17 protein-coding genes and 1 pseudogene are annotated in these 25006 nt (G+C 39.9%); 11 read left to right on the plus strand and 7 right to left on the minus strand.

Features of this window, described 5'->3' with window-relative positions; all coding sequences use genetic code 11:
• Positions 1-160: 160 nt before the first annotated feature.
• Both FBD94_RS04535 and FBD94_RS04540 read right to left on the minus strand, forming a co-directional pair.
• Positions 161-1447 carry an MFS transporter gene (locus tag FBD94_RS04535; RefSeq protein WP_131606923.1) on the minus strand — a complete coding sequence of 429 codons (1287 nt, stop codon included), beginning with the start codon at positions 1445-1447 and terminating at the stop codon, positions 161-163.
• Positions 1448-1468: 21 nt separating this feature from the next.
• A complete protein-coding gene (locus tag FBD94_RS04540) occupies positions 1469-2209 on the minus strand; it encodes a ThuA domain-containing protein (RefSeq protein WP_136879283.1) in 741 nt (246 codons plus the stop codon).
• Between the two features lie 206 nt (positions 2210-2415).
• Here FBD94_RS04540 and FBD94_RS04545 point away from each other — a divergent pair, with 206 nt between their 5' ends.
• The 5 genes from FBD94_RS04545 to FBD94_RS04565 all read left to right on the plus strand — a co-directional run bounded on the left by FBD94_RS04545 (position 2416) and on the right by FBD94_RS04565 (position 9314).
• Positions 2416-4773: a TonB-dependent receptor gene (locus tag FBD94_RS04545; protein ID WP_136879284.1), complete on the plus strand. Its 2358-nt coding sequence runs from the start codon at positions 2416-2418 to the stop codon at positions 4771-4773.
• A 114-nt stretch (positions 4774-4887) separates the two neighbouring features.
• Positions 4888-6432, plus strand: a complete 1545-nt coding sequence (locus FBD94_RS04550) for a DUF5010 domain-containing protein (RefSeq protein WP_136879285.1) — start codon at positions 4888-4890, stop codon at positions 6430-6432.
• A 27-nt stretch (positions 6433-6459) separates the two neighbouring features.
• Positions 6460-7281 carry a sugar phosphate isomerase/epimerase family protein gene (locus FBD94_RS04555; RefSeq protein ID WP_136879286.1) on the plus strand — a complete coding sequence of 274 codons (822 nt, stop codon included), beginning with the start codon at positions 6460-6462 and terminating at the stop codon, positions 7279-7281.
• 52 nt (positions 7282-7333) lie between these two features.
• Positions 7334-8764 (plus strand): Gfo/Idh/MocA family protein, encoded by a 1431-nt coding sequence (locus tag FBD94_RS04560; RefSeq protein ID WP_136879287.1) that lies wholly within the window; start codon positions 7334-7336, stop codon positions 8762-8764.
• Between the two features lie 52 nt (positions 8765-8816).
• Complete coding sequence (locus FBD94_RS04565; RefSeq protein ID WP_136879288.1) at positions 8817-9314, plus strand: cupin domain-containing protein; 498 nt, start codon at positions 8817-8819, stop codon at positions 9312-9314.
• Between the two features lie 315 nt (positions 9315-9629).
• Here the strand turns inward: FBD94_RS04565 and FBD94_RS04570 are convergent, their stop codons facing one another.
• The 4 genes and pseudogenes from FBD94_RS04570 to FBD94_RS26225 all read right to left on the minus strand — a co-directional run.
• Entirely contained in the window at positions 9630-9959 is a 330-nt protein-coding gene (locus FBD94_RS04570; protein WP_136879289.1) for a hypothetical protein, read from the minus strand.
• Positions 9960-10320: 361 nt separating this feature from the next.
• Positions 10321-10848 carry a helix-turn-helix domain-containing protein gene (locus FBD94_RS04580; protein ID WP_136879290.1) on the minus strand — a complete coding sequence of 176 codons (528 nt, stop codon included), beginning with the start codon at positions 10846-10848 and terminating at the stop codon, positions 10321-10323.
• Positions 10845-11306, minus strand: coding sequence for an N-acetyltransferase (locus FBD94_RS04585; RefSeq protein ID WP_136879291.1), 462 nt, complete (start codon positions 11304-11306; stop codon positions 10845-10847). Before FBD94_RS04585 ends, FBD94_RS04580 begins: the two co-directional genes overlap by 4 nt.
• Positions 11307-11446: 140 nt before the next feature.
• Positions 11447-11599, minus strand: a pseudogene (locus FBD94_RS26225) (histone H1); the annotation flags it as partial.
• 788 nt (positions 11600-12387) lie between these two features.
• Here FBD94_RS26225 and FBD94_RS04595 point away from each other — a divergent pair.
• The 6 genes from FBD94_RS04595 to FBD94_RS04620 all read left to right on the plus strand — a co-directional run bounded on the left by FBD94_RS04595 (position 12388) and on the right by FBD94_RS04620 (position 23648).
• Positions 12388-13986, plus strand: a complete 1599-nt coding sequence (locus FBD94_RS04595; protein WP_225874605.1) for a DUF6377 domain-containing protein — start codon at positions 12388-12390, stop codon at positions 13984-13986.
• Between the two features lie 209 nt (positions 13987-14195).
• Positions 14196-17342, plus strand: coding sequence for a SusC/RagA family TonB-linked outer membrane protein (locus FBD94_RS04600; protein WP_136879292.1), 3147 nt, complete (start codon positions 14196-14198; stop codon positions 17340-17342).
• Between the two features lie 19 nt (positions 17343-17361).
• Positions 17362-19179 (plus strand): RagB/SusD family nutrient uptake outer membrane protein, encoded by a 1818-nt coding sequence (locus tag FBD94_RS04605; RefSeq protein ID WP_136879293.1) that lies wholly within the window; start codon positions 17362-17364, stop codon positions 19177-19179.
• 197 nt (positions 19180-19376) lie between these two features.
• Positions 19377-20843 (plus strand): endo-1,3-alpha-glucanase family glycosylhydrolase, encoded by a 1467-nt coding sequence (locus tag FBD94_RS04610; RefSeq protein ID WP_169472215.1) that lies wholly within the window; start codon positions 19377-19379, stop codon positions 20841-20843.
• Between the two features lie 11 nt (positions 20844-20854).
• Positions 20855-22966, plus strand: coding sequence for a glycoside hydrolase family 97 protein (locus FBD94_RS04615; protein ID WP_136879295.1), 2112 nt, complete (start codon positions 20855-20857; stop codon positions 22964-22966).
• 94 nt (positions 22967-23060) lie between these two features.
• A complete protein-coding gene (locus FBD94_RS04620) occupies positions 23061-23648 on the plus strand; it encodes a YceI family protein (RefSeq protein ID WP_131606823.1) in 588 nt (195 codons plus the stop codon).
• Positions 23649-23710: 62 nt separating this feature from the next.
• Here FBD94_RS04620 and FBD94_RS04625 read toward each other — a convergent pair whose 3' ends face one another.
• Complete coding sequence (locus FBD94_RS04625; RefSeq protein WP_136879296.1) at positions 23711-24967, minus strand: hypothetical protein; 1257 nt, start codon at positions 24965-24967, stop codon at positions 23711-23713.
• Positions 24968-25006: the final 39 nt, after the last annotated feature.

Here is a 25006-nt window from a genome sequence, read left to right on the forward strand (position 1 = left end):
GGCTTTAATTCTCTAAAATGCAAGATTAATATCTAATTATCAATTTATTTGATTTAAGCAAAAAGAGTCAGCATTATTAATTCAGGATGACGATCGTATAAAAAAAGGTGTATCATAATTTATGATACACCCAGTTTACCGGTAAAAAAAAGATAAATAATTATGCGCGTTGATATGAATCACTGTTCACAGACTGTTTATTTCTCGAGCGCATGTAAATAACCAGTCCGCCAAATGCAATAATAAGTACAATTGGAATAACAAGTGTGGCTTGTAACACCTCAGGACCAGCAAGGTTTTTGGCCTCGGCTAGTGCTAATGCAGCGGAAGAGTTTTCCGTAGCTGTTGTAGCGCTTTCTAGCGTTGTGCCGTCTGGTAGATGTTTAACAATCAGGTTGTCGTAAAAACTACCCATGAAGATTGTATATATAGAAACGGCAAACATACCCGCGCCGCCCATCAGGTTTAATCCTAATGCACCAGATTTTGGAATATTCTCCGCGACAAAGCCGATCATAGTTGGCCAGAAATAACAAACCCCAATACCGAAAATGATAGCAGCAAAGAAAACGGAATTGCCACTGAATGTACTGAGCATATAAAGTCCTGCCGCCGCGAATATGGCCGAAAGGAGCAATACACCCTGAGGTGCCAGACGATGCACTACAGGCTCTGCAAAACCACGACCAATCACCATAATTCCTGTGGTCAGGGTAAGCAATAGAATTGCATTGTCAGTTACATTTTTAAGTAATAAACCAATCCATTGGCCGGTAAACAATTCGGTAATGGCGGTACCAAACATACAAACGAACATAAAGATAAATAGGGGCGATAGTACCGCTTTATACATATCTGAACTGGTGTATCCAGAAGAAACTCTTTCTGTAACAGGGAAGTCCAGTTTAGAGAATAAGTATCCGTAAACTAATGTTGGAATAATCATCATGGCGACTTGAAGCTTCCAGCCCAAACCCAGATATATAAAAAGGGTAACCAGTAGCGTGCCGATTACAATACCACCTGGAAACCATAAATGGAAATAGTTTAAACGTGTCGTTTTGTTATTGGGATATAAGGTTGCAATCAATGGGTTGCAAGCTGCTTCTACAGTTCCATTGGCGATGCCAATAAGTAAGGTAGAGAAAAATAAAGTCCAGTATCCTTGAGCGAAGATGGTTAATGCGATGCCCACAAGATGAAAAATAAAAGCCATTACCAAAAGGCGTTTCATTCCGATAAGGTCGACAATGAAGCCACCGATAACAATGGCCAAAGGGAAACCCCAAAATGCAGTTGCTGTAATGGTGCCAAGCTGGGTGGCACTTAAATGAAAATCTATAGCCAGTTGGTTCATCATTCCGGCACGTATGCCAAAAGAGAGCGAAGTAACTAATAAAGCCAGGCAGCTTGCCCAGAATAATTTGGAAGTATGAATTTGAGTCATAAGTTTGGTCTTAAATGAATGTTATTTTTTTCGGCCCATGGCATATTTAATTCCACCAAGCAAATGCTGGAGAAATAGTGGTTCTGCAAAGGATTCTTCCGTATGGCCTAATCCGGTATAAAAAGAACGTCCGCCATCATATTTATGATACCAGGCGATCGGATGGTTGTCTCCCATTTTGTTTTTGCCCGCATCATAGCTTTTCTCATCTATAAAAATCAATACATTTAATCCTTGCGCTACATTTCTGAAGTTGTACCACTCATCCTTTCTTTTCCATTGCTCAGGTAGGTGTCCGGTCGAAATGTGTTTGCGATCTGTAACGTTTAAAGTAGCTTGTTGTTGGTTAGGATGACCCGCAAAATAAGCGCCTACTAAATTTCCAAACCAAGGCCAGTTGTACTCACAATCCGTGGCGCTGTGCACACCAGCAAATCCCCCGCCAGCTTGTATGTATTTTTCAAAAGCAGCTTGTTGCTCATTATTTAATACATCGCCGGTAGTGCTTAAAAATATTACAGCGGCATATTGTTTAAGATTTTTATCATTAAAATAGGTGGAATTTGTGGTTGTATCCACCTCAAATTTATTGGCTAAGCCAAGTTTTTGGATCGCATCAATTCCTTGCTTAATTGAGTTGTGGTGGAAGCCCAGCGTTTTACTAAATACCAGAACTTTTTGCTTTCGGGCATAGGCTGAGTTACTGATTATAATCCCGAAAAGGACAATGGATAGGGTTGTTAAAAGAATTCTTTTTCTCATACATTAATTAATTTGGTTTCTCTAATGTAAGATCCTTTAATTAAAAATGTATTAATAATTAGTTAATGGGAAGACTTAATGTTAGTTTTTTTGAAGTTATTTAAGCGTCAAATGTTTTATTAACCCTTTATTATGCTTTTGTTAATCGAAAAAACGAATTTAGGTGAACGGATTTCTATTCACTACATGCTATATTAAAAAATATAATGATTAAACAAATTTATCTATTGTGTGCATTTTTACTATTCCAGGTTGGCTTACATGCTCAGGAGGTAACGGGATTAACAGGAACTGTGCATAACCAAAAGGGAAATGCTATTGCTGGTGCCGCAATTCATTTACTCAATACAAATTATAGTGTTTCTACCAATTCGAAGGGTAGTTTTAATCTTGGACATATTCCGTTCGGAAAGTATAACCTACAGGTTAGCGCTTCGGATTACGCTACATCCATAAAAGAAATTGTTGTCAATAACACACTTTCTCAAATTGATTTAGAACTCATCGCGTCGGATAAGCAATTGGATGAAGTGGTGGTTACTGCTCAAAAAAGTGCTGAAAACATAAACAATGTGCCCCTTAGTATAACTACAATTTCGGCTAGCCAGGTTGAAGCCTATGGCATCCGGAACGTTAGGGACATTCGTACCATTATACCTAATCTGTATGCAGGCAATCCGGGCGACGGCAGGAACGTGGTATCAGTACGCGGAATAGTAAGCACCTCATACGATCCGGCAATTGCCACCTATGTTGATGGGGTAAACCAATTTGGCCTGGATACCTATATTTCGGATTTACTGGATGTAGAAAGGATCGAAGTACTGAGAGGTCCGCAAGGTACTTTATATGGCCGAAATGCCATGGGTGGTGTCATCAATATCATTACAAAGCAACCTGGCAATACCACTTCAGGTTTTGCCGGAATAGATGCGGGTACCTTTGGACAACAGCGTTATCGGCTTGGTTTGCGTACGCCATTGATAGAGAATAAACTGTTTTTTGGGGCAACCGGGATGTATAATGTACAGAATGGGATCTATACCAATGAGTTTACAAATGCCCGCTTTGATCAATTTAGCGGAATTATGGGGAGTTACTTCTTAAAATACCTGGCAAATGATCGGCTGTCGATGGTTTTAAATGTAAAGCACAATGCCAACCGGAACAATGGGACATTCCCATTGGTAGGCTCAATGGAAGCCGCGTTTGACAATCCCTTTAAAGTGAATCAGGATGCGATTGCCCAAATGGTGGATAATTTAATAAATGCATCGTTAGCTGTTAATTACGTTACAGGTAAGCTTAATGTATCTTCGCAGACCGCTTATCAGTCTAACTACAGGTTTTACAAAACACCTATTGATGGAGATTTTTCCCCTTTGGATATTGTTGCTATACAGAACAATTTTGGCAAGGACTGGAACAAAGTGCAGGTTTTAAGTCAGGAGTTTAAATTCAGCTCGTCGACAGCGGTAGAAAGTAGGTTTAATTGGACTGGCGGCCTGTATGGGTTTTATCAACATAGTCCGACAAAACAAGGTACACATTACGGTGAAGACGCAGGGCTATATGGCAGTCCGATTGTTAACTTTACTAACCTGGCTACCCATACAGCTAAAAATATGGGCGTAGCAGCTTACGCACAACTGGGCTATGCTATTACCCCTCAGTTAAGTGCTACAGCAGGGCTCAGGTACGATTATGAATACAAAAAGCTGAATGGCTTTGAGGAAATTATCATGGATGGAATGATGCCTTCATCGAGTCCGGATTTTGAGCGGGATTCAAAAAGTTACCACGCTTTTTCGCCAAAAGTAATCCTAAAATATCAGCCTGTGGCGAATAGCAACTGGTTTGCCAGTTACAATAAAGGCTTCAGAGCTGGTGGTATCAACCAAACGAGTACAGAATCACTCCAATTTGTAACTTATAGGCCAGAAAATAGCAACAGTTTTGAAATTGGTAGTAAGAACACCTTTTTTAATGAGCGTTTGCGGGTGAATGCTGCGGTATTTTATACTGAAGTAAATGACGCACAGGTGCCAACTTTGATCCTTCCTGAAGCCATTACAGTAACTAAAAATGCGGGTAAGCTAAGGAGCAAAGGTGCAGAGTTAGAGATCTCGGCTATTCCTGTAAAAGGCTTGTCTATAGATTATAACCTAGGTTATACCGATGCTAAATACACGGATTTGAAATTGGGGAAAGAGAATGAGGTGTTGAATCTGGATAACAACAGACAGGTATTTACACCTAATTTCACTGCTATGCTCGCTTTACAATATGCATATGAGCTTTCTGCTGAAGCCCATATAAAGCTTATTGGAAGAGGGGAGTGGGCAGCTACAGGTAAACAATATTTTGATCTGGAGAATAAGCTGGAGCAAAAAGCTTATGGCCTGTTCAACGCCAAATTCGGTATTTCCTCAAAAAAACTAGACTTTTTTGTCTGGGGCAGAAACCTGGGTAATAAAATATATGCAGATTATGCTTATGATTTTGGCGCCACCCATTTGGGAAGCCCGAGAACCTATGGTCTTAGCATCAGCACAAAATTTTAAAAACAAATAAATTGAAATATTAATACTTTTTTAAGCTTTAATTAAGCGCGCTATACTTCTTTTGATGGAACAGTGATCAACTGCAACCAAATATTAACAATTTAAACTTAGCGTATGAACCAAGTATCAATTCAATTTATCTCCGCTGGCCTGGCTGTTTTGATGGTCAGCGGCTGTGCTAAAATAAATGCTATCGAAGCCAGTCAGCAAATTTCAACTAATGAGACTTTAAATAGTATCGCTTTAGTTGCTCCAACCGAGTTTATAGGCTCTGTCGTTGGTTTTAACAATACCATTCGCATTGGGGGTGGACCAAATCCTACAGCAGCGGGGAATGTATTGTATAACCTGCCATTGTACAAATCTTCAGCTTCTGAAAATGACTGGTGGGACAATCTGGTAGAGGAATTCGCTTATAGTGGACAGGATTTTTTTGCAGCGAATTGTCGTGGCTACAGCCCTAATTTTCCAAATGTCGATCATGGTGATCCCAGAAAATTAGCCTTATTGTCTCAGGCTATGGATCGTCGTGGCCTGGCAGGAAATTTTAAAATTGCAGTATTTGATGATTGCCCTGCATCCTGGGGAGCTAACAGAAATGTCGATAATAATCTTGGTTATCAAAATAGCAGCCCTAAATTTGATTGTGGGGATCTCGCCAATTACAAATACATTTGGGATTATAACATCAAAACTGCTTTTCAGCAGATCCCTGATGCTAAAAGGTTTAAGTATAATGGAAAACCTGTCGTCTTTTTTTGGGGTGTAGGCTCTAGTTGGGCCATCAATTATGGTAATGGCAATTTAAAAAAGATTTTGCAGTATATACGTACTCAATTTAATATAACATTTGGTCAGGATCCTTATCTGGTTGTGGATAAAACATGGTTAGATAGGGATCCATTAGTCAATGATCCTGCAATTATTGATGCCGTAGACAATTGGTTTACGATGGCCAACCCATGGACTTTATGGACCTTTAATAACGTAAAAGTGGGCTCTGGTGTACCTGGATTTAGGGTGGTGCAGGGTACAACAAATATGTTTATAGATGCCAATCATGGAGAGACACTGATCAATACGCTGAACAATACAAAAGGTGCAGGAGCAGTGATGACTTTACTTGAAGGTTTTACGGATTGTGCCGAGAATGCTGCCCTTTTTAGAAGTAAGGATGTGACTTATTATGATTATCCAAATCAGCGCATCAATATTGTACGGCGATATTCAAATGATCCTTATCCGGCAGTACTAAAAATTGAAGCTGAAGGATGCGATTTTTACCATGATTTGAGCGTTGGAAATAGCGGCGGGACGTTCCGGGACGGAGATATTGATATTGTAAAAAACGGAGATACAAATGGGGGCTGGCATGTGAACAATACCCAGGCTAATGAATGGCTGGAGTGGAGGGAATTGCCTTTGTTGGCCAATACAAAATTCCAGTTAAGGTATTCTTCCAGTCAAGCGGCATCGGTTAAGATTTCGGTTGATGGAGTAGACCTGCCGGTAGTGAATTTGCCGGTTACCACAAATGGAGTATGGTCTACTTTTGACCTGGGGACGAAGACTTTTCCACTAAACAGTTTACATACCGTAAGATTAACTATAGTCTCCGGATCCTGCAGCTTGAATTACATCAATCGAACCAGTATCTAGTCATAACATACAAACAAATATAAACACATGAAAAAAATCCTTTTTTGTTTAATGCTGTGCTCAATTTTAGGGCAATCATCTTTCGCTCAACGTTTCGGGAAACTTTTAAAAGAAGCACCTGGTGTCGTTTCCTATACTTTTAGAGATGCTTTTTCTCAAGATGTGCCTGGTACGCTAGATATGATTAAAGCGATGGGTATAACCAATATTGAATTTTCTAGCTTATTTAAATTAAGTGCTGAGCGGATGCGGGCACTATTGGATGAGCGTGGAATGCGTTGCAGCACCTATGGAGTAGGGTACGAAGCCATGAATAATACTGAAAATGTAATCAAAACGGCGAAGATATTAGGCGCCGAATTTGTGCGTATACCATCCATCCCGCATAAGGATGCGATTGATTCAAACATCATCAAAAAAGCAGTGGTAGATTTTAATGTTTTTGGTAAAAAGCTTAAAGAAAGTGGCCTGAGTTTTTGTTATCATAACCATGGTCCTGAATTTGTACCCGGAGGTGCCTTTTTTAAGGAAAGCCTGTTTGATTATCTTGTTCAAAAAACTGATCCAAAATATGTTTCTTTTGAAATGGATGTACTTTGGGTATTGGTGCCAGGGTATAATCCAATTGAATACCTGAATAAATATCCAAAACGTTTTAAATTGATGCATTTAAAGGATCGCCCGAAATCGGGTGGCGAAAATGTTGCCCTTGGTACTGGTCAAATTGATATGAACGACTTACTTAAAACGGCTAAGAAAACAGCTGTTCGATATTTTTATATTGAAGATGAAAGTAAAGGCGTGAAGCAACAGGTTCCCAAAAGTCTGGCGCATTTAAAAAGCCTTTAAAATCATATCTTAGAAAAAAAACACCGAATGTAAACCTTATACGATTATTAAAATGAGTAGTAAAGAATTTTCAAGACGACATTTTTTAAAGCAAACTATGATGTTGTCTGCTGTGGCAGCGATAACCCCAGGCGTACTGATGGGGATGAGTAAAGGAGATATAAAATTTGCCAGCCCTAATGAACGCGTAAACCTGGCTTGTATTGGCATTGGAAACAGGGGTGCCGAAATCCTTCGTGATTTGTACAAAACTGGTCTCGTTAATATCGTAGCCTTATGCGATGTGGATATGGGCGCCGCACAAACATTGGCCGTTTTGAAAGAATTCCCTAACGTACCCCGTTTTCAGGATTTCAGGAAAATGTTTGATAAAATGGGTAATCAGATAGATGCCGTTACCGTTGGCGTACCTGATTTTTCGCATTTCCCTATCACCATGATGGCTATGGGTTTAGGAAAACACGTATATGTTGAAAAGCCGATGGCCCGTACTTTTAATGAGGTAGAGCTCATGATGAAAGCGGCGAAAAAATACGATAAGGTAGTTACACAAATGGGCAACCAGGGGCACTCTGATGCTAATTATTTTCAGTTTAAAGCCTGGAAAGAAGCGGGTATCATTAAGGATGTGACTTCAATAACAGCGCATATGAATGCAGCAAGGCGCTGGCATGGATGGGATATCCATATGAAATCTTTCCCAGCAGCCCAAACAATGCCGGACACACTGGATTGGGACATCTGGCAAATGGCCACAAGGGGACATAATTATAATAAAGATTTTGTGAATGGCCAATGGCGTTGCTGGTTTGATTTAGGAATGGGGGCTCTTGGCGACTGGGGCGCACATATTCTGGATACTGCTCACGAATTCCTTGATTTGGGCTTGCCGTATCAGATTAATCCGGTGTTAGCTGGGCACAACGATTTCTTTTATCCAACAGCTACTACTTTAGCTTTTAAGTTTCCAAAGAGAGGTAATATGCCTGCATTGGATATCAACTGGTATGATGGCGTGAATAACTTACCGCCAATTCCAAAAGGGTATGGTGTTTCCGGTTTAGATCCGAATATACCGCCGCCGAGCACAGGGAAAATTGAGCCGGCAAAATTAAATCCAGGAAAGATAATCTACAGTAAAGAGCTTACTTTTAAAGGAGGATCTCATGGTAGCACATTATCAATTATTCCTGAGGAAAAAGCTTTAGCAATGGCTAGCTCACTACCAGAAGTACCTAAAAGTCCTTCAAACCACTTTAAGAATTTTCTTCAAGCTTGTAAAGGGGAGGAGAAAACACGCTCCCCATTTTCGGTAGCAGGCCCACTTAGTCAGGTATTCTGTCTGGGGGTACTTGCTCAGAAATTAAATACGAAGCTTGAATTTGACCGTAACAAGAAAATCATTACGAATAATAAAGTTGCGAATGCTTTACTTGTCGGTCCACCGCCGCGTAAGGGCTGGGAGCAATACTACAAAGTGTAGTGGTATTTACTACGCAATCAACCTTAAAAGAATTATAAACCAACGAAATTAAATGTTAGATCAGAAGAAAGAATTATTTGATAGTGTAGCAGAACGATTAAAAACGGAAGGCTTCAATATTGTTAACCGTGATGAAACTCGACCATGGGGTGGTTTTTTTGTAATTGATGAAGATCAGGCTCAACAATTTGCGAATGTATATTTTGATAGCCTGAATGTTGACGATTTGAAAATCTCAGGTAAGTTAAGTCCAAAAATATTAATCGTTGCTCCAAAAACCAGACTTTCATGGCAGTATCATCATCGACGTGCAGAAATTTGGAAAGTAGTAAACGGACCGGTTGGAGTGATGACCAATGAAACTGATGACGAAGGACATGTGCAGCAATTGGTATCGAAAGAAACGATTAGATTAAAACAAGGTGAACGTCATCGCTTAATCGGTTTGGGAGATTGGGGTATTGTTTCTGAAATATGGCAGCATACTGATCCCGAAAATCCTTCAGATGAAAGCGATATCGTTAGGGTGCAGGATGATTTTGGAAGATAGGGGATTTCAATAAGATAACCATATTCTTGCCGATCATAAAAGAGCCGTTTCTAGTAATAGTAATGGCTCTTTTGCTGAAGTTTGGTATTCTCTTAGTACGACAGTAGATTTAACCCTGATGAAACAAGGATGATGTAGAGAGTTGATACGGATTTGTCCCTGTTATCCCCCTGTTATGTCCCTGTTTGATCCCTGTTGTCTCCTTGTTTAAGGTTTCTTTAAACGAAGGGATTACCGAGCCTCCTGTAAGGAGTTTTTGAATTTATTAACTTTTGGTTAAGATACGGATTAACTGTTGATTTTATTCTAGGCCCCCTACAAAGACTCTATTTGTTCAATAGTGAGCCCTGTAGCTTCAGCAATAAAATTTAAAGCATGATTTCCGTTTTTTAATTTGATGGCTACTTTTTTAACCCCTTCTTCCCGGCCTTCATCTCTCGCATTTTCCATCACGCTAAAGTAATCACGTTCTATTTTTAATCTTTGATTGTATTCACACATTTCTTCTCGCGTTAAATTGCCAAGTTCAGCAAGCTCAAATACTTTTTCGTATTCTGTACTGCCTACCAAAGATAGCGGTATTTCAGATAATTTTTCCCTTGTTATTTCAGCAAACCTCCAGAGATAATTAATGATAAATCTCACTGTGCTGAAATTTGGTTGAAAACGCAGTGTAATCGCATTTAGCCAAAATAAAATACCGAAAAGCAGTAAAAAAGAACGCTTGAAACAAAATTAAAATGAGGAGGGGTTAATGCTTAATTTTACCCTATTTGCCGAAATATACAGCCGGTAGACAGTGTACTGAAAAAGAAGTTCCCGAAGATCAAAGGGGAATACCTCGAGACCAGGCTGAAAGTGATCACCATTCTGTCGAACCGGGATTCAGCAATTAAGCGATGAGGGATATGAAAGGCAGGTTTTGCAGGAATGGCATATGAAAAATAGAAAAACTTAATGGGCAGGAACAACTTGTATAAAAAAGGAGGTAGTAGCCTCCTTTAAATCAGATTCCAGCCAGGATCAATGTCTTGGAAACATGCTGTGCTTCTCTTTTTCTTAAATCAATGTCATTGCTGATCTGGTATTGTTTTTCTTTTTCGACCAGCTTATGCAATTGTACTGCTGAGATCAGGTTTCTGGAATGAATTTCAAACCTAATGAACATGCTTTCATTCGGTATACGGTGGTGATGGATATATTGATTGATCACTCCGGCATTGATGTCGATCTCTCTCGCAAATTCATTTTGTTTTTTATTCTGAAGTTCCAGGTATTCCTTTAAAACATAACCAAAATTGAGTTCAGGCAGATAATCAGGGCTGTGTACATAATCATCCAGACGAGTGATCAGTAACATTATTCTTTCATAAGCCTTTTGTTCAAAAGTCTGCTGTGCCCTTCTTTTGGCTCTTGCCGCAGCAAGCTCATCATCAGCAGCAGCGCTTTCTGCTTTCGTCATCTCTACGGGAAGCACATAAGCTTCTACGATCTCTTCAGGACTAAGTTCAGTCAATATTTTTTTTATGCTCATGGTATGTACTCCTTTATCAATTTAATGAGTGGTAAGCCTTCAAGAAACAGCTGACGCCCACCGTCAAACATTCCGTATTTTTTTTTGTAATGTTCCTTAAGGTCTGTTTTAGGGATCAGACTGACACAGGGGAATTCATCAAATGCCCTTAAAGCTTCCCTGCAGGCAAATGCAATTAACGTGCCTGCAATTCTGTCAAACACTTTCTCCTTTCCTTTGTTCTCCACTGAAACGGCAAGTAATAGGATTTGTATTCTTTGTTCTTCCGGATGTATCACTAAGGCCATTAAGCCTAAGATATCGTCTTTCAGTGTCAGCTTATATAACTCAGCTTGATCTTTAAATTCCTTCCACTTAAACGCATAACGCTTTATCGTTATTTTGCTAAAATCACTATCCTCCAGCCGACTTACGCTCACTTCGTGTTTTTCGTCTTCGGGCTTCTGAAGTATATGCATACCCAAATATACAAAAATCTTTACAAAGATTGTAAAGATTTTTCAAATTTTAACAAGCTGGTATTGCGGATAACAGGAGTATCGTCAGGGCATAAAAAAGGGAAATTTTCAGCGGCCCTTTTTCCCAAAATACCTGAGTGTTATTTACTGTTCTTTTGGTTCTGTACTTCCAGACGGATGGCCTGGGCTGCATTTTTAAGTTCCAGCATTCCTTTTCTTACCTTGGTTCCAGCTGCGCTGTTGCCGCCTGTGTAGAATTTCTCTGCATCTTTTTCTACAGAGGCTACAAGCTCCTATAATTTTTTAAATTATTCCATTTTTTTCTGTATTTCGGCAGATAGGGTTCTTCGTCATTTTTGGTGAAACCACATGAAAAATAATTATTTTATAGACAGGAATCTTATTCTCTCCGACGATTTGGTGCTAACCAATTGATATCGCTAGTCACTTTACAGATTTTCACCAAAAGTGACGGAGAACCCCAATAATGACCCCTCCATTTCAGTGCAAAGTGGCCGCCAAATGGATTGCCGAGTAAATACAATATTGTTCCTTTCCCTCTAAACAAATATCAACAACTCCTCCCAACTGCTTTTTAGATTCAGCTATTTTACCAAATAATCCATCCTGGACTCAGAAACAGCCCAAAATCAGACCCTCTGGATACCTCAAGTTACGAAATCTCAAAAAATGTGATATAAGCAGCTCAGAAGGGCTGATGGACTAAACACCATACCTTTGATCACAAGAGCTTCCTAGAGGCTCCAATTTCGCTTAAATTCGAAGATTATTCCTTGATGCTATAGTCTAAAAAAGCGGCTAGACAACCAAAACGGCCACTTTGCTCCGGAATCAGGAGTCAGTTTGAAGCGGAATGGAGCGTCAGTTTGAAAACGGAACGAGCGGCCATTTTCCCTGAAATACCCACTTATAGCTAAAGCTTTTCACAATTTAAAGCGAGAATTCATAGTATTTAATTAATTAAGTATTAATCAAATGATAAAAATGGAGGTAGAAGAGATTATTTTCTTAATTTGTTTACACCAAACTAAACGAACCAAACCAAATGTGCTCAGCTCTTATGAAAAAAAGTCTACTATTTCTGTTAATTTTAACACTAACAGTTCCTTTATTTGCTCAAAATCTTTCAGAAGATACGCTGGAACAGTTAAGCCAAACCATCACTAAAAAGCAAGACTTTGATGGACATAAACTGCAACGGATCGCACGATTGGAACAGGCCTTAAACGAGCATTTAAGTCCTGCAGAAAAATATAGGCTCTTTAGCGCCCTGTATCATGAATATAAGTCCTTCAATTATGATAAGGCATTCTTTTTTTCACAAAAAATGCAGGCCACCGGTCGCTTGCTAAATGATCCGGTTAAAATTGCAGATGGTAAGATTAAGTTTGGCTTTATTCTGCTTTCTTCCGGTATGTTTAAAGAAACCTTTGACTCCTTAAATACGGTTGATGTTAAAATTTTACCTGACAGTTTGAAACAAGAGTATTATTTTCTTACTGCACGTACTTATTACGATCTGGCAGATTATGATAAGGATAATTATTATGCGCCAATTTATAATAAAAGGGCTGGCATTTACATCGATTCTGCTATAGCGCTCTCCAGTCCACAGTCTTACAGCTATACTTATAATTTAGGATTAAAATACCTAAAACTTGGCAAACGGGATCAGGCAGCTGTGTTATTAAAAAAGCTAATGAAAGACTATCCGCTTACCGATCATGAGTTGGCGGTTACCGCATCAACATTAAGTGATATATATATTCAGAACGGCGAGAATGACGAGGCCATCAAATTATTGGAGATGGCCGCCATAGCCGATATTAAATCTTCCACAAAGGAAGCTGCCGCAATGCTCAATCTGGCCCAGCTACTGCATAAAAAGGGCGATATAAAAAATGCATATGTCTATATAAACGAGGCTATGAACGACGCTAGTTATTATGGTGCAAGGCAGCGCAAAATGCAGGTTAGTCAGATTTTAATGGTTATTGCCGGAAAAAAGATCAACTCCGTAGAAGAACAGCGACGTATTTTATTTATTTATGCTTCACTACTGACCTTACTTGCCGCGATTGTGATTTTATTTGCCTTTATCATCTCCAGGCAATTGAAGAAACTGCGAAAAGCGGACAAAATTATTGTAAATACCAACATTTCTCTGCAACAAACCATCGATAAACTGAATGAAGCAGATAAGATTAAAGAAGAATATATCGGCTACTATTTTAACCTCATTTCAGAATACATTACCAAGCTTGATCGGTTTAAGCGATCTGTAAACAATAAACTAGTCACCAAAAAGTTTGAAGATATACAGCAATTGGTTAACAACATCAATTTGAAAAAGGAAAAGGAGGAGTTGTTTGTGAATTTCGATAAAGCCTTTCTTACCCTGTTTCCCAACTTTGTAGAAGCCTTTAATTCACTCTTTGCAGCGGAACATCAGGTGAAGCTAAATGCCGGACAATTGTTAAATACAGACCTCAGGATATTTGCACTCATTAGGCTGGGTATAAGTGATACCGAGAAGATTGCGAGTATTTTAGAATACTCTATGAATACCATTTACAATTATAAAGCAAGGATCAAGAGTAAATCTCTAATACCTAATGATGATTTTGAAGATACCATCCTGTCTATTAATACAATATAAGTGATTTGTAGCTTATATTTCGTTTATATTTTTTAATGTCGTCCTATTTGTAACTTACTGTTGTTTAGATTGTTGTGTGTTTTCGTGGTCTGTATCGTTTATATTCGATTTTTGAAAATTGATACTGTCCATTTTTTAGATTCACTTTGATATGTATTTGTGACGACCCATTGGCAGCACGGATAAAAACTAACCAAAATATAAATCTAATGAAAAGACAATTACTAAAATCGCTGGGATTTTGTTGTGTACTTTCACTCGCCTCATTGTTCTCCTTTGCACAAAGGGTAACTGTAAGTGGTAGAGTAACAGATACACACGGAACTCCTTTTCCGGGAGTTAACATCCAATTAAAAGGTTCTACTATTGGTCAGGCTACAAAAGCAGACGGTACTTATAGTATTGTGGTCAACAATGCGGCCGGAGATTGGCTCGTGTTTTCCATGATTGGCTATGCCACCCAGGAGGTTGCTGTAGTCGGAAAAACCGCAATCAGTGTGCAACTACAGGAAGACAACAGACAGTTAAATGAAATTGTTGTCGTAGGTTATGGCACCCAGAGAAGGAAAGATCTTACGGGGTCCATATCATCCGTAAAGGGCGATGATTTTAAAAATCAACCCATAACCAATGCGGTAGAAGCATTGCAGGGCAGAGTTGCAGGTGTTAACATTGTAAAAAACTCTGGTGCACCTGATGCTTCCCCAACCATAATCATCAGGGGGGTATCTTCACTGAATCAGCCTAACCCACTGTACATCGTAGATGGAGTGAGGGTTGATAATGTCAGTAGTATAAACGTGCAGGACATCGAAAGCATGGACGTCCTTAAAGATGCAGCTGCAGCTTCTATATATGGCGCCGCAGCTGCAGGCGGAGTAGTGCTGATTACTACCAAAAAAGGGACATCGCCAATCCCGAAATTTAATTACAATTATCGCTATGGTGTATCTACACCCAAAGTTGGCGAACTGCTGGATAAAGACAATTACATTAAGTTACAGAATATCATTAACCCGGGCAGGTTTACCAATGCCCCACGTTTGGATACTTTAGCCAATACCGACTGGATTGATGAGACCTTCAACAATGGCAGCGAGCAGAATCACAACTTTTCATTTAGTGGTGCGGCTCCAGTGGTAGATTACCTGGTGTCTGGCTTTTATAATAAGCAGGAGGGCGTAGCTAGAAAAAACTTTTCTAACATTGGCGGCGGCAGGATCAATACTAACTTTAAGATAGGTAACTGGCTAAAATTCGGAGAACAGTTATCTGTATCGCGCCGCAGTACTTCTAATCCGCAAAACGTAGGTATAGAGGCTCAATTGCACAATGCACCTTTCCGTACCTTGCCCATCATTCCGGTGTATAATAAGGACGGTTCTTATGGTACATTACCTACAGGGTATCCCTTACTGGCATTCTCAGGGACACATCCGGTAGGCGCTATTGATAATGCAAGCGTAGAGAATTATAAGAATAATTTTCAGGGAAATGTTTATGCAGAAATTAAGTTGCCGTTTGATCTTACTTTCAGGACCAATGTTGGCTACACTTTTTATAATGAAACACAAAACTACTACCAGAATACCTTTTCTATAGGCGGCGTTGGGGCGGGGAAAAACTCCTTAAATAAGGTGGCTATAGAAAGCCAGTCGCTACTAACCAATTATATTCTTACCTATAACAAAACACTGGATAAACACAATATTAACGCCATAGCTGGTTTCGAACAGATCACCGGAAGGTATAACGACGCTAATGTCACCTCAACCGATATATCTGCGGAGGCTGGCAGGGACTATTCACTGGTACCTACAGCAGGCACCACTTACTTTGTTACCGGCAGGAGAGATAACAACGCGCTTGTAAAATCTTTATTTGCCCGCTTAAATTACAATTATAATAGTAAGTATTATTTATCAGCCTCTATCAGGGAAGATGCAAACTTTACCGTTTTTGGTCCCAATAAACAAAGAGGTGTATTTCCATCGGTTTCTGCCGCATGGAACATTTCTGAGGAACCCTTCTTTAAAGCAGCATTGCCTGTAGTGGATAACCTGAAACTACGTGCAAGTTATGGGGAGCTGGGAAACAGTAATATTGGTACCTATGCATTCCTTTCCCTTTACCAGCCATTTAATAGTTTAGGCAACGGAAGTGCCGGAGGGGCCAACTTTGCACCTAATGGAACCATTATACCGGGCGTAACCTATAGCGGTATACCGAATCCAAATCTGCATTGGGAAACCGTAAAAGAAACCAATATAGGTTTGGATGCGGCACTGTTAAGCAACAAACTATACTTCACACTTGAATATTATAACAAAGAGACGAGTGATATGCTGTATGCGCTGCCACTAGCACCAAGTGCCGGTATTGCAGGAAATTACCTTACCAATATTGGTAATGTGAGTAACAAGGGCTTAGAAATTATGCTAGGTTACAGATCCAAAATCAGTGATTTAGGGTTCGATATTAGTGTGACTGGGGGATGGAACAAAAATGAGGTGACCAAACTTACCTCCGAAACCACCTCAGAATTTCTAGACGGATATAATTTTTATAACAATGGGGATATAGCCTTTCAGATCATGCCCAATCAAACCATTACCACCACCAGAAAAGGTCTCCCTTTCGGATCTTTTTATGGATACAAAGTACTGGGCATATTTCAAAATGATGTAGAGGCAGCCAAACAAAAAGTACTGGGAATACCTGCAAGGGCTGGGGATCTGCAATTTCAGGACCTTACCGGCGATGGAGATATTAACGATAGGGATCGCCAGGTGATCGGAAATCCTAACCCTAAGCTGGTATATGGTGCCAATATTCGTTTAAATTTTAAAGGCTTTGATGCGGCATTTTTGTTTACTGGCGTAGCAGGGGTTGATTTATTTAATGGTGTAAAGGCTTATGAAATGCGTCCTTTTTCGGATGGCAATACCTCACCTAGAGTATGGGGAGCATCGTTCTTGAATGGGAATGGGGTAACTAATCAACCACGATTAGGTGTCGTTCAACCAAATGGCAATTTTACCATGGATCCAAATGGGAATTACTCATCCGTAAACAGCTATTTTGTAGAAAGTGGAAATTATCTGAAGCTGAAAAATTTACAGATAGGTTATACCTTCTCTGGGGATATGTTAAAGAAGATTAAAGTGAAAAGCGCAAGAATATTTGCTATGGGAACCAATCTTTTTACCATCACTAATTACAGCGGTCTTGATCCGGAACTAGGCGCTTCATTTTCTCCTTCGGGATATGCCGGTGTAACCTCAAGAGGTATAGATGTGGTTAGCCAGTATCCGCAAACCAAAATCTACTCCTTCGGAATTGATGTCAATTTTTAACCCTATAATCTAAAAAGAGATGAACAAAATATATATCATCATTCTGGCCGTCATAGTTATGTCCGGGTGTAAAAAGGACCCTGTTGTAGTTGGGCCCTCTGATAAAGTTTCAACAGGGTCGTTTCCTAAAAGCTTAAATGACCTCAATACCATTTTGAACCCTGCCTACGGTAATTTAAAAAGCATAGGGCTGTATGGTTTCGAACTGATGCCTAAAGCACTCGAAAACTCTGTGCACGCAGGTGATGCCCAATATAATGGCGATGCAGCCTGGAATGAAATGACTGCAAATAACCTGAGTGTAAACAACGGTAAATCGCAAAATGCATGGGCGGCATTATACGCCGGTGCTGGAGCCTGTAATATCACCCTGGAAGCAGCAGATTTTTATGAGAAAAATTACGCTCCGGCTGGTCAGAAGGCAGATATCGATGCAGTAAGGGGACAGGCAAAATTTATGCGTGCCTTTTATTACTTTCAACTCGAAACTTTGTTTGGCGAAGCTTACATTAAAGCAGGAGGAGTTAATGAAGGTAAAATGGGTGTACCCATTTATACCGAAGTACCTAAAAATGTAGAGTCGACCCAACAAGGTAGGGCCAGCACAAAACAGGTATGGGATTTTATAAAACAGGACCTGAAAGATGCCGCGGTTTTACTGGATAATAAAGTATGGGGCGCTTCCGAAATTGGCAGAGCCACCGAATGGTCTGCAAAAGCATTATTGGGTAAAGCTTATGTGTTTACGGAAGACTGGGCCAATGCTAAAACGACCTTGCTGGATGTGATCAACAACAGCGGAAAGACATTAATGCCTTATGCAAAATATAAAGATGCCTTTAACGGCAATACTGTTAACGAATTTAATGAAGAATCTTTGTTTGAAATGAACATAGATGGCGACAATAAGGGAAATTACGGGCCATGGGGGAACAATCCCAATGCGACTACACTGAATGGGGTAATCTGGTCGCCCTATATCTTAAGTCTTACAGGCACAGAAACAGGTTCCAGACCTTTGGGCTATGGTGGTAATCTAGGTGTCCACGACAAAAATGTAACCCGTTTTGGCTATCCTTTAGGCTATTACACGCTGGTAAATAATCCTGCATTTGATAGCAGCAAACCGCCAACTCCGGCTAATCCTGCAATGATTATGGATCCCACTTATAGGACGGCGGCAACAGCTGTAAGAACCAATAAAACTGCCGATCCGCGTTTATATGTTAACCTGGTGCAACCTTGGCTGGATGTGCTGAACATCAACTGGGAGAATGGTGCTTTTCAGAATATTCCGGTTTCCAAGCCCGATTACCTTGCTGGTGCACCAAACACTTATGGTTGGGGTTTTAGAAAATATGCCGCTATAGATTACCATCTTAACATGGTTAACTATGATAAATGGAATTGGTATTTTCTGCGTATGGCTGATGTTTACCTTCTTTATGCCGAAGCTAGTATTGGCTCTGGCGATGGAGGAACTGGTTTGGAGTACATCAACAAGGTAAGACGCAGGGCATATAGTCTGCCTATCAATTCGGCTTCGGCCAGAGATTATACTTCTCTAACCGCAGCTACTCCTGCTATAAATGATCCTGTATTGGGTACAAATCCACTTCGTTACGAGCGTTGGGCAGAGTTATTCCATGAAGGTCACTGGTGGTTTGATGTTTGCCGCTGGCGCTTAGGTCCGCAGGAAGCAGCATTTTATGGAACCGCAAGAAATTTATCAACTCCGTTAACTTTTAACGAAGCAAAAAGTTACTCCTGGCCAATACCATTAACAGAGTTTAATGCCAATGCTAAAATAGCAGGTCAGCAAAATCCTAATTACTAAATCATCACTCTTTATTATGGTGCTGGATATGTTCCCTGGCACCATAATAATTTACTCTTCTTATGATGAAATTGTGCCTTACATTCTTGTTTTGTTTGCTGGTCAACTGCAGCCTGCTGTTTGGGCAAGGTTCGTTAAAGAATCTGCCAGAGTACAGCCTGCCGCTTACGAATAAAAAGCTAGTCATTGCCCATTGTATGACTAATATTATTCGTTTTAAAGGGCATCCGTTTGAGGATAGTTGCAATCCTGATTATTACTCCGCAAAAGGAAATGTTTCGGCCCCTTTAGGTGGGTTGACACAGGTGAAAGTGATGGCCGATAGCCTAATGGCGAATGCTTCGCTGGATGAGGCTGTGGAGTTTGAGATGCGTGCAGCAATCCGGTCTGGTATTGATGGTTTTCAATTTTATTATACTCTTGGTAGTCCCGATTGGGACAAGATTATTCTTGCTTATTTCAGGGTGGCAGAAAAGGAGCATATCAATTTCAAATTTACCTTCTGTATATCCCATCCTGGTGGCAGTACAGAATCATTAAAGATCGAACAGTTCGCAAAGCGGATCAACTACATTCTGAAAGTCACCGGTAAAGATAATCCACATTGGCTCCGTACACCCGATGGTAGACTGGTCATTTACCTTTGGGATGGGGAGCCTCTGGCGGATATTCCTGCAGATAAGAAGGGCTTGCCCGACCAATTTTACATTGCCCGTGCTTATAAACGACTTGCAGAGGCAGTTAACGAAAGGTTTGCTTGCATATTTACGATCAATAAAGAGATCAGCAAAACGGAATTGAATCACTTTTTGGATTATTTTCCGGCAGCCTGGATGTGGACACTTCCTTATGACAGTAAAAACTATACAGGGCAAATGGTTGCTGCCGAATGTAAACGCAGACAACGTAATTTTACAGCTTCGGTGTTTAATGATTTCTACACTTCAAAATTGCTTAAAAAAGGTACATGGGATATGTACCATAGGGTAGAAGATGCGGTTAAGGCCGGAATTGGAAAGGTAGAGCGGAAATACATTACCACAGGCCTTTCTTATAACTTTAGAAAGTTGCTCGAGTTTGGTATACAGCAGGACGCTTCCTTAATCAATGTCATAACCTGGAATGACTATCCTGAGGGGCATCACCTTGCTCCAGAAATAAACCATAACGAAGGTTTTTCTATTCTACTGAACTATTACAAAAGCATTTGGAAGGGCCAAAGTTCGCCTTATGCCGGTAGAGATGTAGCCATTGTTTTTTTTAAAAAATATTCGCGACAGCTGCAACCATTTCCTTTTAATATTCCTGTGGTTCCGTTTCAAAAAGAAACATTGCCAATAGCTTCAGAAGAGGCAATTGAAGTGGTAACCCTACTCGGTTCGCCCGCCAGCTTAAGGGTAAACGGTAGCATAAAGTCTGTTAAACAAGGCCTCTCTGTTTTAAAATTTCCAATGAAAGCGGGTTCTGTAAATGTTAGTATAGTCAGAAATAATAAAACTACAATTGAATTTACCACACCAGAGGGCATCACCACAAAACCCTACCGGGCGGATAGGATCACTTATAGCTTTAGCAGTGAATTCGAAAATTTTTACAAAAATCTGTATCCAGGATTTAAGCCTGGTTACTCGATTGAATATAATCCTCAATTTAAAAAATTATAAACACAGCATTGATGAAGAAATTAATAATTTGCTTTTTGAGTTTTGCCATTTGCGGACAAATACTGGCCCAGGAAACTAAAACATTTGAAGCAGGACAAGATAAGGTTAAGCTTAAATTTATGCTTAATGCAGATGGAAGACCAATCTATTCGCTGTACTTCGCTGGTAAAACCATAATTGAACCGTCGTCGCTGGGTATGGAGTTGGTAAATGACAGCTCTTTTAACCGACAATTTGAAATTATAGGTACAGAGAAAAAACTGGTTGATGAGCAATGGAACCCTATTTGGGGCGAAGTACGTTCCATAAAGAATAAATACGAACAGTTAACCGTTCAGCTGAAACAAAAAAATGCACCAAACAGATTGATGAATCTCGTTTTTAGGGTGTTCGAAGAGGGCTTAGGCTTTAGGTATGAGTTTCCGAAACAACCGGGATTAAAGTATTTTATTGTGGGAAATGAACTGACCCAATTTAACCTTACAGGTGATCATAAAGCCTTTTGGATTCCAGGGGATTACGATACCAATGAATACTCCTATACCACTTCGGCCCTAAGTAGAGTTGATGCCTGGGAAGTGCAGAAAAAAGCGACTGATATTGCAGTAAGGGTAGTGCCGGATCAGTACGCCGTACAGACTCCATTAATGCTGAAAACAGCCAATGGATTGTACATTAATCTACATGAGGCGGCGCAGATCAATTATCCAGCAATGCAATTGCATGTCAACAGACAGAATTTTAGCCTTTCTGCTCATCTCGTTCCTGATGCATTGGGTAATAAAGCATATTTACATGCACCTTTTAATACGCCATGGCGTACCATATTAGTCGCAGATAATGCAAAAAGTATCCTTGAATCCAAGATGATTCTAAATTTGAATGAACCTTCAGTAATTACAAATACGGATTGGATTAAGCCCATGAAATACGTGGGAGTATGGTGGGAAATGCAAACTGGAAAGGCCAGCTGGAGTTATGCAGATGATCCGGATCAGCTGAGTGCCGATGGGAACCTAATTCCAAGCGGGAAACATGGGGCCAATACGCAAAACGTAAAAAGATACATAGATTTTGCAGCTAAGAATGGAATAGATGGCGTATTGGTTGAAGGCTGGAATACAGGTTGGGAGGACTGGTTTGGGAACTGGAAAGAGGAGGTGTTTGATTTTGTGACGCCTTATCCCGATTTTGATTTACAGGGGATTAGCGATTATGCAAAATCAAAAGGGGTCAAAATGATTATGCATAATGAGACTTCCGGCTCTGCGACAAATTACGAACGACAGCTGGATACGGCATTTAAGTTGATGAACACCTATGGTTATCCGGCAGTGAAAACGGGGTATGTAGGCAAGATCATTCCCCGCGGCGAGCATCATGACGGACAGTGGATGGTTAATCACTATGAAAGAGTGGCACAAAAAGCTGCTGCACATAAAATCATGGTGGATGTCCATGAGCCCAACAGGCCAACCGGTTTACATCGTACTTATCCCAATTGGATGGCTTCGGAAGCTGCAAGGGGAAATGAGTATAATGCATTTAGCGATGGTAATCATCCTGACCATGAAACTATATTGCCCTTTACACGATTAATGGGTGGCCCGATGGATTATACACCAGGTATATTTAAGTTAAAAGGATATGCAAGCTATGCGCCAAACCGACAAGTACACACTACATTAGCGAAGCAATTGGCTCTGTATGTTACCCTTTACAGTCCGCTACAAATGGCTGCAGACCTGCCCGAAAATTATGAAGCGAAAATGGATGCCTTTCAGTTTATAAAGGACGTTGCCGTAGATTGGGACGATACAAAAATTATTGAAGCAGAACCCGGAGATTACCTGACGATTGCCCGTAAGGCAAAAGGAACTGAAAACTGGTTTATCGGTGCAATTACAGATGAGCAGGCGAGGGTAAGCACCATTGCGCTCAATTTTCTGAAAAAAGGGACAAAATATATGGCCAAGGTATACAGGGATGCCAATGATGCGAGTTGGAAAAACAATCCTGAGGCTTATAAAATTGAGCAATATCCAGTTACATCAGCTTCTGTATTAAAACTAAAACTTGCAGAAGGGGGAGGAGCGGCGATAAGCATCATAGCAGTACAATAAGTGTTTTTATTTATTTTTTTTAAATTCTTAACATAGATCAATGGCCTGGGTTATACTTTGATCATATCTTTGTGTCAAATTAATAACCAAGAAAATGAAATTAAAAATCAACACTATTTTATTGTTAGTAGCTGTAGTTGGACTATCAGCTTTTACAAACCCTACTAAACCAGTTGCTTATACTGTAGATGCAGCAAAATCAACGATTACCTGGTTAGGTAAAAAAGTAACAGGATCTCATAACGGAACCATTACTTTAAAATCAGGCTCGTTAAACGTGAACGGTAAAAATGTAACAGGTGGTACATTTGTGATTGATATGACTTCAATTAAAGATGCTGATGGTAGCGATAAGTTAGAAGGTCACTTGAAAGCTGATGATTTCTTTGGTTCAGCTAAATTCCCAACTTCAACTTTCGTAATCACTAAAGTTACTGGTTCAGGAGCTAATCTAACTGTTACAGGCAATTTAACAATCAAAGGTATCACTAAGCCTTTAAGCTTCCCTGCAACTGTAACACCTAATGCTGATGGTACTGTTTCTGCGCTAGCTGGTAAAATCACTGTAGATAGAACTAAATATGATATCAGATATGGTTCAAAATCATTCTTCGATAGCATTGGCGACAAAGCAATTGATGATAACTTTGAAATCGGAGTAAAATTAGTAGCTAAAAAATAATTTCCCAATTAAGGAAAAGGAAGGCTTGCTCAATTTTTGAGCAAGCCTTTTTATTTAATCGGCTAATTATCGTCAAATGATGCGCCGTAGATCACTTCTTTTTTCAAATTCATGATCCTGAAATTGTCGATGGCCCCAACGCCTTTGAATTTAATTTTAATCCCTTTAACATTACCTATAGGTTCATGGTAGCTGTTTTTGTAGATAGATATCCCATTGATAAAGACGTTAACCTGTTTTTTAATCACTTCAATACGTACTTTTTGCCACTGGGATAGATTTATACCAAAAGGTTTAAGATCATGAAAATTTCCGTTGTAATGAACTTCGCCAAAATCGAAGGAGGCAAACTGTGCACAGCCTGGTTTAACAAATTTAACTCGTCCGGTTTTAGATTCGGCTAGATATTCTATGCTGCTATCAAAACAGTCAATGCCACCACTTTTAAGATCGTTCTTTATATCCACTTCGATAATCAGATTGTCCCCATCTATATTGAAATCTTTAATGTTTCTATAGTCCGTCCAGTAGTCTTCCGACGGATCCAAACCAATACTTCGTATTTTATCCGGACGAAGAGAAAGCACCTGATTACTATTGAAAAGGCTAGTATCACCAACCAAAACCTCTTTTAGGCCTTGTTGTACCACACATTTCCATCCGTTTGATACCACCTGGATATTCTGAGCCGCTAAAACTACGCCGTCTGCCAGCAGTTTTAAACGATAATTATCTGGTAGCTTAAATACATAGGTGAATTCTCCTTTGGGCGTCAAGAGGGGACGGAAAAGTCCATAATCAAGGTCAACGGTCGCATTATTGTATTTTATTGCTTTTAAATCGTATCTGAAAGCAAAATTGTTACCAGCTACTTTTTTTATGGTCAGCTCTGCCGATGTTCGCTGTGTTTTCCACACCAGGTAGACAGCGACACACAAAAGGATGATGATTATAGGCAAGATCCAGTTCCGATAATTTACTTTCTTTTTGAAATTTACTGCAGGAGCAGGCGCAATTGTTTCTGATTTTTGATCTGGTTCTATAACATTACTTTGTTTGAAATCAGCCCAGCTGCGGAAGCCAAGATAAATAGCGAGTGCATTTTTTGTTGCCATTTGCGGCTCATAATAACCTTCAGCATCCGGAACTTGTCGTACAATTCTCTTTAATGTTCTTACGCTGATGGATACTTTTGTACTTTCGAAGATCTGGTCACTAAGGTTTTTGAAGTCATAATCTACCCAGTCATGGGTTTTTCCCCAGTCTACTTTTTGCTCGATCAGTGCAATGCACCTTAAAATGTAAGATCTGTTATCCAATTTATTGATAGTTAATTAGCTCGTACAGAGGTGGTTTTT

It is taken from the genome of Pedobacter hiemivivus (genome assembly GCF_005144565.1).
Classification (GTDB): Bacteria; Bacteroidota; Bacteroidia; order Sphingobacteriales; family Sphingobacteriaceae; genus Pedobacter; species Pedobacter hiemivivus.

Coding starts and splice junctions, on each gene's coding strand:
- FBD94_RS04535 (WP_131606923.1), bottom strand. CDS start 1,447: ATGACTCAAATTCATACTTCCAAATTATTCTGGGCAAGCTGCCTGGCT.
- FBD94_RS04540 (WP_136879283.1), bottom strand. CDS start 2,209: ATGAGAAAAAGAATTCTTTTAACAACCCTATCCATTGTCCTTTTCGGG.
- FBD94_RS04545 (WP_136879284.1), top strand. CDS start 2,416: ATGATTAAACAAATTTATCTATTGTGTGCATTTTTACTATTCCAGGTT.
- FBD94_RS04550 (WP_136879285.1), top strand. CDS start 4,888: ATGAACCAAGTATCAATTCAATTTATCTCCGCTGGCCTGGCTGTTTTG.
- FBD94_RS04555 (WP_136879286.1), top strand. CDS start 6,460: ATGAAAAAAATCCTTTTTTGTTTAATGCTGTGCTCAATTTTAGGGCAA.
- FBD94_RS04560 (WP_136879287.1), top strand. CDS start 7,334: ATGAGTAGTAAAGAATTTTCAAGACGACATTTTTTAAAGCAAACTATG.
- FBD94_RS04565 (WP_136879288.1), top strand. CDS start 8,817: ATGTTAGATCAGAAGAAAGAATTATTTGATAGTGTAGCAGAACGATTA.
- FBD94_RS04580 (WP_136879290.1), bottom strand. CDS start 10,848: ATGAGCATAAAAAAAATATTGACTGAACTTAGTCCTGAAGAGATCGTA.
- FBD94_RS04585 (WP_136879291.1), bottom strand. CDS start 11,306: ATGCATATACTTCAGAAGCCCGAAGACGAAAAACACGAAGTGAGCGTA.
- FBD94_RS04595 (WP_225874605.1), top strand. CDS start 12,388: ATGAAAAAAAGTCTACTATTTCTGTTAATTTTAACACTAACAGTTCCT.
- FBD94_RS04600 (WP_136879292.1), top strand. CDS start 14,196: ATGAAAAGACAATTACTAAAATCGCTGGGATTTTGTTGTGTACTTTCA.
- FBD94_RS04605 (WP_136879293.1), top strand. CDS start 17,362: ATGAACAAAATATATATCATCATTCTGGCCGTCATAGTTATGTCCGGG.
- FBD94_RS04610 (WP_169472215.1), top strand. CDS start 19,377: ATGACTAATATTATTCGTTTTAAAGGGCATCCGTTTGAGGATAGTTGC.
- FBD94_RS04615 (WP_136879295.1), top strand. CDS start 20,855: ATGAAGAAATTAATAATTTGCTTTTTGAGTTTTGCCATTTGCGGACAA.
- FBD94_RS04620 (WP_131606823.1), top strand. CDS start 23,061: ATGAAATTAAAAATCAACACTATTTTATTGTTAGTAGCTGTAGTTGGA.